General features: G+C 64.4%; 16 protein-coding genes. 13 read left to right on the top strand and 3 right to left on the bottom strand.

The features are described from left to right. The first annotated feature begins 4 nt into the window (after positions 1-4). From flgK to CI41S_RS06040, 12 genes are all read left to right on the top strand, one after another. On the top strand, positions 5-1,486 hold the full coding sequence (gene flgK / locus CI41S_RS06095; protein WP_139857830.1) for a flagellar hook-associated protein FlgK: 1,482 nt from the start codon (positions 5-7) through the stop codon (positions 1,484-1,486). Next, the gene (locus tag CI41S_RS06090; protein WP_139857829.1) at positions 1,483-2,526 is read left to right on the top strand and encodes a flagellar hook-associated family protein; all 1,044 of its coding nucleotides are present in this window, start codon (positions 1,483-1,485) and stop codon (positions 2,524-2,526) included. The genes flgK and CI41S_RS06090 overlap by 4 nt, the downstream gene beginning before the upstream one ends. A 47-nt stretch (positions 2,527-2,573) precedes the next feature. Further along, positions 2,574-2,921, top strand: coding sequence for a flagellar biosynthesis regulator FlaF (flaF, locus tag CI41S_RS06085; RefSeq protein ID WP_139486632.1), 348 nt, complete (start codon positions 2,574-2,576; stop codon positions 2,919-2,921). Then, positions 2,918-3,328: a flagellar biosynthesis repressor FlbT gene (gene flbT, locus CI41S_RS06080; RefSeq protein ID WP_139486631.1), complete on the top strand. Its 411-nt coding sequence runs from the start codon at positions 2,918-2,920 to the stop codon at positions 3,326-3,328. Before flaF ends, flbT begins: the two co-directional genes overlap by 4 nt. A 14-nt stretch (positions 3,329-3,342) precedes the next feature. After that, the gene (flgD, locus tag CI41S_RS06075) at positions 3,343-3,753 is read left to right on the top strand and encodes a flagellar hook assembly protein FlgD (RefSeq protein ID WP_139486630.1); all 411 of its coding nucleotides are present in this window, start codon (positions 3,343-3,345) and stop codon (positions 3,751-3,753) included. A 2-nt stretch (positions 3,754-3,755) separates the two neighbouring features. Continuing rightward, positions 3,756-4,022, top strand: a complete 267-nt coding sequence (gene fliQ / locus CI41S_RS06070; RefSeq protein ID WP_139857828.1) for a flagellar biosynthesis protein FliQ — start codon at positions 3,756-3,758, stop codon at positions 4,020-4,022. 78 nt (positions 4,023-4,100) lie between these two features. Then, entirely contained in the window at positions 4,101-6,182 is a 2,082-nt protein-coding gene (gene flhA / locus CI41S_RS06065) for a flagellar biosynthesis protein FlhA (RefSeq protein ID WP_139857827.1), read from the top strand. Further along, positions 6,179-6,931, top strand: coding sequence for a flagellar biosynthesis protein FliR (gene fliR / locus CI41S_RS06060; RefSeq protein ID WP_139857826.1), 753 nt, complete (start codon positions 6,179-6,181; stop codon positions 6,929-6,931). Before flhA ends, fliR begins: the two co-directional genes overlap by 4 nt. Before the next feature lie 6 nt (positions 6,932-6,937). Then, positions 6,938-7,360 (top strand): hypothetical protein, encoded by a 423-nt coding sequence (locus CI41S_RS06055; RefSeq protein ID WP_139857825.1) that lies wholly within the window; start codon positions 6,938-6,940, stop codon positions 7,358-7,360. Next, entirely contained in the window at positions 7,357-7,821 is a 465-nt protein-coding gene (locus tag CI41S_RS06050; RefSeq protein ID WP_139857824.1) for a rod-binding protein, read from the top strand. Before CI41S_RS06055 ends, CI41S_RS06050 begins: the two co-directional genes overlap by 4 nt. Positions 7,822-7,862: 41 nt before the next feature. Continuing rightward, entirely contained in the window at positions 7,863-8,348 is a 486-nt protein-coding gene (locus CI41S_RS06045) for a flagellar biosynthesis protein FlgN (protein WP_139857823.1), read from the top strand. Continuing rightward, the gene (locus CI41S_RS06040) at positions 8,345-8,803 is read left to right on the top strand and encodes a hypothetical protein (protein WP_139857822.1); all 459 of its coding nucleotides are present in this window, start codon (positions 8,345-8,347) and stop codon (positions 8,801-8,803) included. The genes CI41S_RS06045 and CI41S_RS06040 overlap by 4 nt, the downstream gene beginning before the upstream one ends. Positions 8,804-8,992: 189 nt before the next feature. On the opposite strand, the gene CI41S_RS06035 is transcribed toward CI41S_RS06040, so the two are convergent. Next, positions 8,993-9,763, bottom strand: coding sequence for a response regulator transcription factor (locus CI41S_RS06035; protein ID WP_139857821.1), 771 nt, complete (start codon positions 9,761-9,763; stop codon positions 8,993-8,995). An 812-nt stretch (positions 9,764-10,575) separates the two neighbouring features. Here CI41S_RS06035 and CI41S_RS06025 point away from each other — a divergent pair. After that, positions 10,576-11,535, top strand: a complete 960-nt coding sequence (locus tag CI41S_RS06025; RefSeq protein ID WP_139857820.1) for a hypothetical protein — start codon at positions 10,576-10,578, stop codon at positions 11,533-11,535. 67 nt (positions 11,536-11,602) lie between these two features. Here CI41S_RS06025 and CI41S_RS06020 read toward each other — a convergent pair whose 3' ends face one another. Both CI41S_RS06020 and CI41S_RS06015 read right to left on the bottom strand, forming a co-directional pair. Next, entirely contained in the window at positions 11,603-12,181 is a 579-nt protein-coding gene (locus CI41S_RS06020) for a MarR family winged helix-turn-helix transcriptional regulator (RefSeq protein ID WP_139857819.1), read from the bottom strand. A gap of 329 nt (positions 12,182-12,510) precedes the next feature. Beyond that, positions 12,511-12,942 (bottom strand): DUF6841 family protein, encoded by a 432-nt coding sequence (locus CI41S_RS06015; protein WP_139486618.1) that lies wholly within the window; start codon positions 12,940-12,942, stop codon positions 12,511-12,513. Between the last annotated feature and the right edge of the window lie 144 nt (positions 12,943-13,086).

Below are 13,086 nucleotides of genomic sequence, written 5' to 3'. Positions count from 1 at the left end.
CGCAATGTCCCTGACCGCCGCTCTCGATTCCGCCCGCAACTCCCTGATGGCGTCGGGCGTCCAGTCGTCGGCGATATCGCGCAATATCGCCGGCGCCGGGCAGGCCGGCTATTCGCGCAAGATCGCGGTGCTGGACACGCTGCCCGGCGCCGGCGTCTATGTCGCGGCGATCCAGCGCGCCGCCAGCACCGGCCTGTTCACCAACGTCCTGACCGCGACCTCCGCCTCTGCCAAGCAGAGCGCGATCTATGACGGCCTGCAGCAGATCGCCGCGACCACGGTGGACGATCCGGAGCAGGACCAGTCGCCGACCGCGATGCTGAACAAGCTGAAGCAAGCGCTGCATCAATACGCGACCGCGCCCGACAACGCGACGCTGGCGCAGGCCGCGGTCTCGGCCGCCAAGGACATGGCGTCGACGCTGAACCAGGCGACCCAGACCGTGCAGTCGGTCCGCGAGGGCGCCGATGCCGACATTGCGACCTCGGTCGCCAACATCAACCAGTTGCTCGCCCAGTTCGACACCGTCAACACCGCGGTGGTGAAAGGCACCATCGCCGGCGACGACGTCACCGACTATCTCGATCAGCGCGACAGCATCATCTCAAAGCTGTCGCAGGAGATCGGCATTTCGGTCTCGATCCGTCCCAACGGCGATGCCGCGCTCTACACCGACAGCGGCGTCGCGCTGTACGACAAGAAGGCGCGCACCGTCAGCTTCACGCCGACCAACACCTATACGCCGGGCACCACGGGCAACGCGGTCTATATCGACGGCGTGCCGGTGACCGGCGCTTCGTCGGTGATGCCGCTGAAATCCGGCAAGATCGCGGGCCTTGCCGAGCTCCGCGACAAGGCCACTGTCACCTATCAGAGCCAGCTCGACGAAGTCGCGCGCGGCCTGATCTCCGCCTTTGCCGAGAGCGATCAGTCCGGCGCCGCGCTGCCCGACGTGCCCGGCCTCTTCACCTATCCCGGCGCGCCGGGCATGCCCGCGAGCGCCGCCGTGTCGGTCGGCCTCGCCGGAACCATCCGGGTTGCCGCCTCGGTTGATCCTGCCGTGGGCGGCAATCCCAACCTGCTGCGTGATGGCGCCATCAGCGGCAACGCCGCCTACAACTACAATACCGCCGGCAATGCCGGCTATTCGACACGCCTGCAGCAGCTGATCGACAAGATGGACATGCCGCAGCCGTTCGATCCGGCGGCCGGGGGCAAGCCGAGCGGCGGCGTGATCGACTTCGCCTCGTCATCCGCGAGCTGGATCGAAACCCAGCGCAAGAGCGCCGACGACGGCATGCAATACCAGAACACGCTGCTCGACCGCAGCAACGCGGCGCTCTCCAACGTCAATGGCGTGAACATGGACGACGAGATGTCGCTGATGCTGCAGGTCGAGCGCACCTATTCGGCGTCGTCGAAGCTGATCTCGACCGTCGACGACATGCTGAACAGTCTGCTTGCCGCCGTGGGGGCCTCGACATGAGCGCGAACTACATCTCGTCCTACATGCTCACCTCGGCGCTGAGGTTCTCGATCACCAACAATCAGAGCCTGTTGAGCAAGGCCAGCAAGGAAGCGACCACCGGCCGCTTCGCCGATGTCGGGCTGCAGCTTGGCGCCGCCACAGGGCGCGACGTGTCGCTGCGGGCGGACATGAGCTACATCGACCAAATCGTCGACACCAACGAGCTCGTCTCCGGCCGCCTCGACGTGATCCAGAACCGGGTCACCCAGCTCGGCACCACCGCGCAGGATTTTCTCAAGAACCTGATCGCCGCGCGCGATACCGACGGCGGCGCGCGGGTGATTCTGCCGAGCGCGACCGCCAATCTGCAGGACCTCACCGGCGCGCTCAACGTCTCCTACAACGGCTCGTATTTGTTCGCCGGTATCGATACCACCAACGCGCCGGTGCAGAACTACACCGCGGGCTCGACCAGCAAGAACGCCGTCGACGCGGACTTTTTTGCGGCCTTCGGCTTCTCGCAATCGGCGGCCGGCGTCAGCGGTATCACGCCGGCGCAGATGCAGAGTTTCCTCAACGGCAGCTTCGACGCCGAGTTCGCCAGCCCGGCCTGGAACAGCAACCGGTCCTCGGCCACCGACCAGGTGCTGAGCAGCCGCATCTCCACCACCGAGGTCGTCGACACCTCGGTCAGCGCCAACCAGCCCGGCTTCCGCAAGCTCGCCGAGGCCTACACCATGCTCAGCGATCTCGGCAACACCAACCTGAGCAAGGCGACCTTCCAGGTCGTGGTCGACAAGGCGATCAGCCTCGTCAGCGGCGCCATCAACGATCTCGCGGTGCTTGGCGGCAGCGTCGGCGCGATCCACCAGCGGGTCAGCAGCGCGACCGACAAGCTGAAACTGCAGCACGACATTCTCAACAATCAGGTCGTCGGCATGGAGAATGTCGACCCGACCGAGGCGTCGGTGCGCGTCAACACCTTGCAGACCCAGATCAACACGGCGCTCGCGCTCACCGCGCAGCTGCAGAAGATGAGCCTCATCAATTATCTCTGAGCCGGGAATGCAGCACTTGTCCTCCTCTACTGTGCAGAGTGGTCTCGATGACCTTTGAAGCTTACGAGACGATTGCCGAGGACAGCAGCCTCGAGGCGCGCTCGCGCGAGCGGCAGGCCTTGACGATCGGCATCGACCGGCTGGAGCGGCTGCAGGACGGCGTCTTCAGCAATGTGGATCTGATCGAAAGCCTGCTCTACATCAGGAAGCTGTGGACCCTCCTGATCGAGGATCTTGCGCATCCGGACAACGGGCTGCCCGACAAGCTGCGCGCCGACATCATCTCGATCGGCCTGTGGGTGATCCGGGAAGCCGACCGCCTGCGCGAGACCAAGTCGAACGACGTGGTGCGGCTGGTCGAAATCAACCGCCTGATCCGAGACGCGCTGCAATGAAGGTATCGCTGCGGGCAGGCGAATTGATCTACATAAACGGGGCGGTGCTGCGCGTCGACCGCAAGGTCGCGATCGAGCTCGTCAACGACGTGATGTTCCTTTTGGAAAATCAGATCATGCAGGCCGCCGACGCCACCACGGCGCTGCGCCAGCTCTATTTCATGGTCCAGCTCATGCTGATGAACCCGACCGATCATCAGGATGCCGCCGTGCTCTACAAGCAGCATCATGCCGCGCTGAAGGCGGTGTGCGAGAACCGGCAGATGCTCGACGGCCTCGATCAGGTCGGCGAGCTGGTGGCCGCGACGCGTTACTACGAAGCGCTGAAGCGGATACGGGCGCTGTTCCCGGTGGAGCAGGCGATCCTGTCCGGCACGGCGATCGAACTCCCAATCGAGGCTGCCTGACAGCGGAGAGAGACATGAACGTCACCAGCGCGACCGACAAGACCAGCACGGAATCCTCGGCGAGTTCGTCCACCAAGAGCACCAGCACGGTCGACTACAACACCTTCCTGCAGCTCCTGATCGCCGAGATGAAGAATCAGGATCCGACCAATCCGATGGACACCTCCCAATATATGAGCCAGTTCGCGCAGCTATCCTCGGTCGAGCAGGCGATGCAGACCAATTCGAAGCTCGACGCGCTATTGTCGTCCTCGGCGCTGTCGCAGGCCGACGGGCTGATCGGCCGCACCGTGAGCTTCACCGACACCACCGGCGCCAGCGTGACCGGCAAGATCGCGTCGGTCTCGATCAACACCGACGGCGCCGTCGCCACGCTCGAGAACGGCACCAAGGTCATGGTTGGACCCGGCCTGACCTTGAGCTAACCATGAACGAGAGAGACGCCCTCGATATCGTCCAGGCGGCAATCTGGACCATCATTGTCGCCTCCGGCCCCGCGGTCGGTGCGGCGATGCTGGTCGGCACCATCATCGCGCTGATCCAGGCCCTGACCCAGGTGCAGGAGATGACGCTGACCTTCGTGCCGAAGATCATCGTCATCCTGGTCGTCGTCGCCGCCTCCGGCTCGTTCATCGGCGCCCACATCTCGACCTTCACCGAGATGGTCTATTCCCGGATCGAACACGGATTCTGATCCGCAGCGCGCGAAGCCGCCACCCTCGCGTAAGCTTTGCACGGCAGATTGCCTGACTGAATCTGCTGCCGGTGCCCCATGGCCGATACGTTGACTGCTGGTCTGCCAACCCCGCGACGCCTCGGCGCGGACGCCTTCTTTGCGGGCGGCATCGTGGTCATGCTCACGATCCTGTTCCTGCCGATTCCGCCGGTGCTGATCGACCTTGGCCTCGCGTTCTCGATCGCGCTGTCGGCGCTGATCCTGATGGTTGCGCTGTGGATCCAGCGGCCGCTCGACTTCTCGGCGTTTCCGACCGTGCTGCTGATCGCGACCATCCTGCGGCTCGCGCTCAACATCGCCACCACCCGCCTGATCCTGTCGCGCGGCGGCGAGGGCGAGCACGCCGCCGGCTACGTCGTGGCGGGCTTCTCCAAATTCGTGATGGGCGGCGATTTCGTCATCGGCCTGATCATCTTCGCGATCCTGGTCACGGTGAATTTCGTCGTCATCACCAAGGGCGCCACCCGTATCGCCGAGGTCGGTGCCCGCTTCACGCTGGATGCCATTCCCGGCAAGCAGATGGCGATCGATGCCGACCTCTCCGCCGGCCTGATCGACGACAAGGAAGCCCAGCGCCGCCGCCGCGAGCTCGAGGAAGAGAGCGCGTTCTTCGGCGCGATGGACGGCGCCTCGAAATTCGTCCGCGGCGACGCCATCGCCGGCTTGCTGATCACCGCGATCAACATCTTCGGCGGCATCGTGATCGGCGTGACGCATCACGGCCTGAGCCTGGCGCGCGCCGCCGACGTCTATACAAAACTGTCGGTCGGCGACGGCCTGGTGTCGCAGATGCCGGCGCTGATCGTGTCGCTGTCGGCGGGCCTCCTGGTCTCCAAGGGCGGCACCCGCGGATCGGCGGAGCAGGCGGTGCTGCGGCAGCTCGGCGGCTATCCGCGCGCGGTGTCGGCCGCGGCGCTGATGATGTTTGTGCTGGCGCTGATGCCCGGGCTACCGATGCTGCCGTTCGTGCTGCTCGGCGCCGTGATGGGATTTGTCGGCTACTCGCTGCCGAAGCGGCAGGCCGCCGAGCTTCAGAAGGAAGAGGCGCGCAAGGCCGACGAGCGGGCCCAGACCGAGGCCAAGGACTCGGTGAAGGAATCGCTGAAGACCGCCGAGATCGAGCTCTCGCTGGGCAGCCAGCTTGCGGTTCACCTGCTCGGCTCGCGCACCGAGCTCGCGCATCGCGTCAGCAAGATCCGCAAGAAATTCGCCAAGCAATACGGCTTCGTGATTCCGGAGATCAAGCTCACCGACAATTTGTCGATCGATCCGAAGGGATACCAGATCCGGATCCACGACACGCGGGTGGCGCATGGCGAGCTCAGGCTCGGCGAAGTGCTGGTGCTGGTCGATCAGGACGGCAAGCCCGACGTGCCCGGCGACGAGGTGATCGAGCCGGCCTTCGGCATGAAGGCGCTCTGGGTCACCGAAGCGTTCACCGAGGAAGTGAAGCGGCAGGGCTGCAAGCCGGTCGACAATCTGTCGGTGCTGCTCACCCATCTCAGCGAAGTGATCAGGGCCAATCTCGCTCAGCTGCTCTCCTACAAGGACATGCGCGGCCTGCTGGACCGGCTGGATCCGGAATACAAGCGCCTGCTCGACGACCTCTGCCCGTCGCAGATTTCCTATTCGGGCCTGCTGGCGATCCTCAAGATCCTGCTGGCCGAGCGCGTGTCGATCCGCAACCTGCACCTGATTCTCGAGGCGATCGCCGAGATCGCGCCGCATGTACGGCGCTCCGAACAGGTCGCCGAGCATGTCCGGGTCCGCCTCGCCCAGCAGATCTGCGGCGATCTCGCCGACAACGGGGTGCTCAACGTGGTCCGGCTCGGCAACCGCTGGGACCTCGCGTTCCACAAGAGCCTGAAGCGCGACGCCAAGGGCGACGTCGTCGAGTTCGACGCCGATCCCCGCCTGATCGAGCAGTTCGCCACCGAAGCCACCGCCGCGGTCCGCAAGTTCACCGAGAAGGGCACCAGCGTCGTGCTGGCGGTGACGCCGGAAGCGCGGCCCTATGTCCGGATGATCCTGGAGCGGGTTTTCCCGACCCTGCCGATCCTGTCGCATGTCGAGGTCGCGCGCAGCGCCGAGATCAGGGCGCTCGGAGCCGTGTCGTGATCGCTGGCCTCACTGATACCGTGCTCGCGACCTTCATCGTGTTCTGCCGGATCGGCGCCTGCCTGATGCTGGTGCCGGGGTTCTCCAGCGTCAACGTTCCGCCGCAGGTCCGCCTGTTCGTCGCCGTCGTCACCACCTTCGCGCTGACGCCATTGCTGGTCACGATGCTGCGGCCGCTGCTGGCGGACGCCTCGCCGTTCCGGCTTGCGTTCCTGATCGGCTCCGAACTGCTGGTCGGCAGCGTCATCGGGCTTGCGGGGCGCGTGTTCTTCCTGGCGCTGCAGACCATGTCGACGATGATGGCGGGTGCGATCGGGATGAGCAACATCCCGGGAACGCCGGTCGGCGACACCGATCCGGCGCCGGCGCTGGTGCCGCTGATCATGGCGGCGGTCACCACGCTGTTCTTCATGACCGACCAGCACTGGCAGGTGCTGCGCGGCCTGATGAACTCCTACGACGTCTGGCACCCCGGCAACCGGCTCGAGGGCAACCTGGCGCTGATGCAGCTCGTCAATCGCCTCGCCGAGGCGTTTGTGCTGACGCTGCGGATCACCAGCCCCTTCATCGTCTATTCGGTGATCGTCAATCTCGCGGTCGGCCTCATCAACAAGCTGACGCCGACGATCCCGGTCTATTTCATCTCGATACCCTTCGTCATGTTCGGCGGGTTCCTGCTGCTTTATCTCACCAGCGACGAGCTGCTGACCCAGTTCATGCTCGGCCTGTCGTCATGGCTGGCGGAGTGACCGGCGATGGCGTCACGCGCGGAAAAGCTTGCTCGCCTGGTCTCGCTGATGAAGCTGCAGTTGCGGCTGTCCGAATGGCAGCTCGCGCAATTGCGCCAGCAGGAGCAGGCCTTGCAGGATGAGGAAGCCTGGCTGATCGGCGCGCTCAACGCGCTGCGGCCCCCGGCGGGATCGTCGAGCGCATCGATCGCGCGGCGGCTGACCACGACCAGCGTCGGGGCGCGCGCGGTCCAGGCCGAGGCCTCGCGGCAACTCGACCAGGTGCGGACCGAGAACCGCCGCGTCAAGCAGGTCGAGCAGGTCGCCAGGGCCGCGGCTGCCGACCGGCGTCGTGAGGCGGAGAAGCGCTCGCTCGAGGAGATCGCAGGCAGGCCCGTGCGCCGGCATGATTGGCTGGCTGCGACCAAGGGAGCCGGGTCCAGGCAATGATCGTGACACCCACAACCGACGTCGTCCTCGACGTTCTGCAGGCCGCCGACCCGGTGGCGCAGCGCGCCGCGACCGCAAAGCTCGACGCGCTGAAATCCGCCGCGGCGGATTTCTCCACGATGCAGTCCGAAGTCGGCAAGGCCGCTGCAGCCGATGGTCAAGCCGCGGCAGATGCCGAACTGGGCGCGTCGAACATGAACGCGCCAGGAACCTTCAAGGCGGCCGCCTCGGGCGATGTGTATCGCAAGTTCGAGGCCTTCGTGCTGCAGGTGTTCGTCGAGACGATGCTGCCGCAGCAGACGCAGGAGCTGTTTGGGAAAGGCACCGCAGGCAATGTCTGGCGGTCGATGCTGGCCGAGCAACTCGGCAACCAGCTGGCGCAGGGCAAGGGGATCGGCATCGCGAAACAACTCGCCGCCGCGCATCCGGCAGCGCGCAACGGTTCAGGAAAGGCAGAATGATGCAATTGGGATGGCTGAGCAAAGCCGCGGGGGGAACTTCAATGCAGGCAAGTGACGGCGCAGTGGCCATGGTGGCCGAACAATTCGGTGCGGAGACCGAAGGCCGGGAGGGCACCACGTTGCCGGTGCTGGTGCCCGACGTGAGCAGAGAGACCGTCGAGGCCGACGGCGTGCGATCGGACGAGGTGCGCGGCCTGCTGGCGTCGATCCAGCGGCTCGAGGCCGTCATCGAGGAGGAAACCAGCGCGCTCGAGACCGGCAAGAAGATCGACTTCGACGATTTCAGCGCGCGCAAGAGCCGCAGCATGCTGGAATTCGTCCGCCTGATGCGGGCGCGGGTCTATCTCGGCAGCGAGGCCGAGATCGCCGAGGAGATCCGCCAGCTGCGCGACAAGCTCAAGCGCAACCGCGCCATCCTGGAGCGGCACTACGACGCCGTGCGTGAGGTCGCGACCATCATCGTCAGGGCGATCCGCGAGGCCGAATCGGACGGCACCTACGCCCGCCGGGCACAGGACAGCAAATGATCAGGCTGGTGCTGGCCGGGCTCTGGGTGTGCATCCTCACGGCAGGGACGAGCTACGCCGTTGCCTACTGGAAGGAAAACGGCAGCCTGCTGTCGGCAAAGGACGACTATCTCGAGGGCCTGCAGTCGCAGAAGACGCGGGCGCTGAGCGTGCCGATGGTCGAGAACGGCAATGTGCAGGGCTACATCATCGCGCGCTTCGCTTACACCGTCGACGCCAAGACCATGCACCAGCTCAACGTTCCGCCCGAGCCGTTCATCGTCGACGAAGCCTTCCGCAAGATCTATGCCGACGAGCGGCTGGATTTCAGGAAGCTCGCCCGCTACGACCTGTCGATCCTCACCGCCGCCATCAAGCAGCGCGTCAACGCGCGGATGCAGGCCGACGTCGTCCAGGACGTCCTGATCGAGGATTTCAACTACGTCTCCAAGGACGAATTCCAGCGCAAGCCATAACGCCGGCTGCGAGGCTCCGCTTCACCTCGCCCCGCTTGCGGGGAGAGGTCGGATCGCATCGCAGATGCGATCCGGGTGAGGGGGGGCCTCCGCGAATCCAATTGTCGCCGTCTATGCGGAGGCAGCCCCTCACCCCAACCCTCTCCCCGTAAGGACGAGGAGAGGGAGCGCAGCGCCGTCATATCGCCGCTAGCTGCCGGCGGAGTACATCGCCGGACCCGCCGGGGTCCTGTTCATGCGCATGCTGACATTGCCGAAATCCGCCACCTGCAGCTCGATCGGATCATTGGCCGGGATGTCGAGCCGGTAGCCGACATAGCGCCGCGCCACGATGGCGTCGAAGCCGAGACGGTCGCGCAGCTTCTTGCGCAGCTTGCTGACATGGCTCTCGATCACGCTCTCGTCGAATGTCGACTCGAAGATGCCGTAGACCGCGTTGAAGATCTGCGTCTTGGTGATCCACTTGCCGTGGTTGCTGACCATGTATTCGAGAATCCGCAGCTCGCGGCGCGGCAAGGTGAGGGCACGGCCGCCGATCTCGGGATCGCGCCCGTTGAAGAACACCTGGATGCGGGTCTCGCACGGCCGCGGCGCGTCGCCGAGCCGGCGGCGTGCGATCGCCGCGGTCCTCGCCAGAATCTCGCGCAGGTGAATCGGCACGTGCACGACGTCGTCGACGCCGGACTCGAACAGCTCCAGCGTGCTCTTCAGCATCTTCTGGCTGCTCATGGCGATGATCGGCGCCGACGATCGCCGGCGCACCGCCCGCGGCAGGCTGCCGCGCGCGTCGAATTCTCCGACCAGGAAGGCGTCCACGGCCGCCAGGTCGGGTTCACTTGCGGTTCGCAGCCAGTCCCAGAATTCGTTGGAAGAGAAGCCGATCGATGAAACGCCTTCACGAACCAGGCCTCCAACATAGCTGTTCGTGACGCTCTCGCGGTCATCAACGATGATATACATTTAGTTTTTCGCCCCTGTTTCGCACTCGCTGAGACCCGGCCGGTTGGTTTGTTGTGATGCCCGGCGCGGGCAGCCATGCTGTTTGACGACATTCCCCTGCGAACGGTTGTTCTGGTTGAGTTGTTCGCAGGCAGCCCTACGCATTCAGCGCCTGCGCTTGCAGGCCTGTTACTTCGACGCCGATACCGAACGCTACGACATGATGCCTGGCGGGTGTCTTACGGATCACCGCGCGAAGCTGTTGAGAAACGACCTAGAACGGTTGCGCCAACTGGCTGATCGTGTCCAATCAGCGCTGTGATCTGTGTCAGTTTCTCCTCGCCAACTGGCGAGAATCACTAGGCAAACCGTAACAACTGGCAATTTCTGATCAAGCGCACGAAACGAATCTGTTGGTAAACTTGCTTTATGTTATTGTTGTTTACTGATCGTTTCTTGGTGTTTCGATGAATACCAATTGGTTTGGAAATCGAACTATATCTATTCGCGCATCGTTTGATCTTGTTAAGTGGCGGTGAAATCCGAGCAGTTTGAACGGGTTCGTCCTCGCGCTCGTTGAGCGGTTTGCAATCCCGGATTGACGCCTGAAACGCCGCGCGGCACCGCGAAGCTTCGCCGAGGTGTCGCGGTGCAAATAGACTTTCTTAAATCTTGCGGCGGCGGTGTGTCTTTTCAGACTCATCTTTGCCTTGGATGTGTCGAACTGCATTGAGCTTGCAACGTCGCATCGACGTCTTGCCGTGCACCGGCTTCGGGCAAGCTTTGGCAACTAGCCTCGCTCAGCAGAATCAAATCGAGGCGGAGCATTTCAGATGTCGTCCGGCGGCAAAGCTCGTCCCAATGACACCGTGAATACGCTAGGGGCGGCGAAGCAGGCCACCGAGCCGCGCGACCCGAAGCAGGCTTCGACGCAGACCGCTAGCCCTGCGACAGGTGCGAAGGCTTCGACCGCGACGGCCGACGAAGTGCTGGCAAAGCAGGCGCTCGAGGGTCTCAAGCGCATTCGGGCCAAGGCGCGCATGGACAAGATGGCGATCTCGACACCCGCGCCGGCCGTGGTGCGGCCTGCCGTGATCGTGGCCAAGCCGCCGCCGCCGCGCCCGCCCTGGGTGGTGCCGCTCGCAAGCCTCGCGGTTGCCGTCGGCGTCGTGGTCAGCGTCTGCACGGGCGTCATGGCCTACCTCATCACCATGCAGCCGGCGCCGACCAACACCGCGGCCAATGCCGAGATCAGGAGCCTGCGCGATACGGTGGCGCAGCTGCGCAAGCAGATGTCGGGCGTCACCGAAAACCTCGACGGCTTGCGCACGGCGGTCGATCAGTCGAGCAAGGCGACCAACGATCGCTTCGGCCGGTTCGCTGAGAATCTGGACCGCATCGAGCGGGTCAGCTCGTCCTCGACGGTAAAGCTCGACAGGCTGGCGCAAGCGCAGGCCCAGGCGGCCGCGCCGGTCGCGCCGCAATCGCAGCCATCGGCGCAGGCGATGCCGATGCTGGCGTCGGCCGCCGCGGCTGCCGACATCAGCGTCACCGGTTCGGTATCGCCGCCCGAGCACGCACAGGCGCCGCGCAAGGTGGTCAAGGGCTGGACGGTTCGCCAGGCCTATGAAGGCATTGCCATCCTGCAGGGACCGAACGGCGTGGTCGAGGCCATGCTCGGCCAGCAGGTGCCCGGGCTCGGCCGCATCGAGGACATCAGAAACGAGAACGGACGCCTGGTCGTGCTGTGCGGCAGCGGGGCGATCTACTCGGCGCGCAAGCCGACGCCGTGATCACGACGCTTGCGTTGGCCGCCGCGACTAAAAGCGCGATGACGATTCAACCCAATCTCATCGTGCTTTAGGGCCGGTGATGCTCGAAGCTCGTGCACAGCAGATCGGTCTCCGCCTCGGCGATCCCGGCGCGAAACAGCCGGCAGGTGAATTCCACCACTGTCTTGCCGGCGATGGTCGTGCGGTCCTCCCTGAGGAAGATGCAGCGCTTGCAGACATCGGCATGGTGCTTGCGATCGGCCTCGTCGGATTGATCGAGCACATGGCGGAGCGTGTCGCGGAAATGCAGCTTGCTGTCCTGGTCGAGCACGCCGAGCGCGTCGACCAGCGCCTTGACGGGATCGCGCGCCAGGAACTTCCTGCCCGGCTGTGTGACGTTGAGCATCACAGAGCGCTTGTCCTCGGCGGAGGGCTTGCGCTCCAGATATCCCAGCCGTTCAAGCTCGTTGATGATGAAGGACGCGGTGCCTCGGGTGGTGCCGACATAGCTCGCCAGCGCCGACGGCGTTCTGGAGAAGCGGTTGGCGCGGGAGAGGAAGCGCAGCGCCATCCATTCGCGGTCGCGCAGTCCGTGCCTGGTGCCTTCAAACCACAGGATCCGCGCCAGCTGGCCCAGTAACTCGATCGACTCGCGTGCTACGCTCATTTCCATTCCAGGGCCGAATAAAGCTTTGTCTTATTGAGCCGCCCGCAGCGCAAATGAGGTCGATGCGACCGAAATGCTCGCGTAGTCCGTAACCGGCCGAGAGAATGACCGCTGAAGGGGCGCCGCTCCGTTCTGGAGATGGGAACTTTCGGCGCTGCAGCTAGAGGGCCGCGACGGAAATTCGAGTAAAAGGCGGCGCCAAAATCTTCAGAAAATTTCAGTCGAAAGTGCTGGCGTTTTCCGCCGACGAGGTCTCTCCACTGATAAGACGAATGAGCAGGGGTAAACCTGCAATTTTGGGGTCGACCTTTGCCTTGGGCCGGCGGGCTTCAGATGATGCCGTGCTGTTGCAGGACGGCCTGCTCGTCGCCCGATACCCAGCCGAAGATCTTCGCCTGCGTGCCGAGTTGCTGCACCAGGTAATGCACCTCGAAGTCGATCGTCACATCGGGCAGGCCCTTGCGCGTATAGCTCGCCCGCCAGGCGACGTGGGTGACGCAGTGCTGTTCGTCGATTGGCGAGATCCGTAGATGTCGGATCTGCATGGCCTTGGTTCCGATTGACCGGTAGCGGGCATAGCCTTCGGCCATCACCTGCCTCAGCCGCGCATCGTTCTTTCCGGTCATGACTCCGTTCGGCGACGCCGCAATGAATTCGGCGGCATAGAACGATTCCGCCTCACCCATCGCGGCCTCGCCGGCAAGCGCGCGGCCGAAGAAGCGCTCGTAGGCGTCAAACAGGTCTTTGATATTGCTCTCCACGGCGTTCTCCCATCGTGGTCGATCCGGCAGCGCGTGGCGTCTGCTACCGCAACGAGGCTCAATCCACCTTGTTCCCCGCAAATTGCGCAACGGATGTGTCGTCGTGCAGGCCAATGACGGGAGCGGGGATCCGACGCGTGCGGC

Source organism: Bradyrhizobium ivorense (assembly GCF_900696085.1).
Classification (GTDB): domain Bacteria; phylum Pseudomonadota; class Alphaproteobacteria; order Rhizobiales; family Xanthobacteraceae; genus Bradyrhizobium; species Bradyrhizobium ivorense.
The sequence above is the reverse complement of the archived record's forward strand: the minus strand, read 5'-3'. Positions and strand labels throughout refer to the sequence as shown.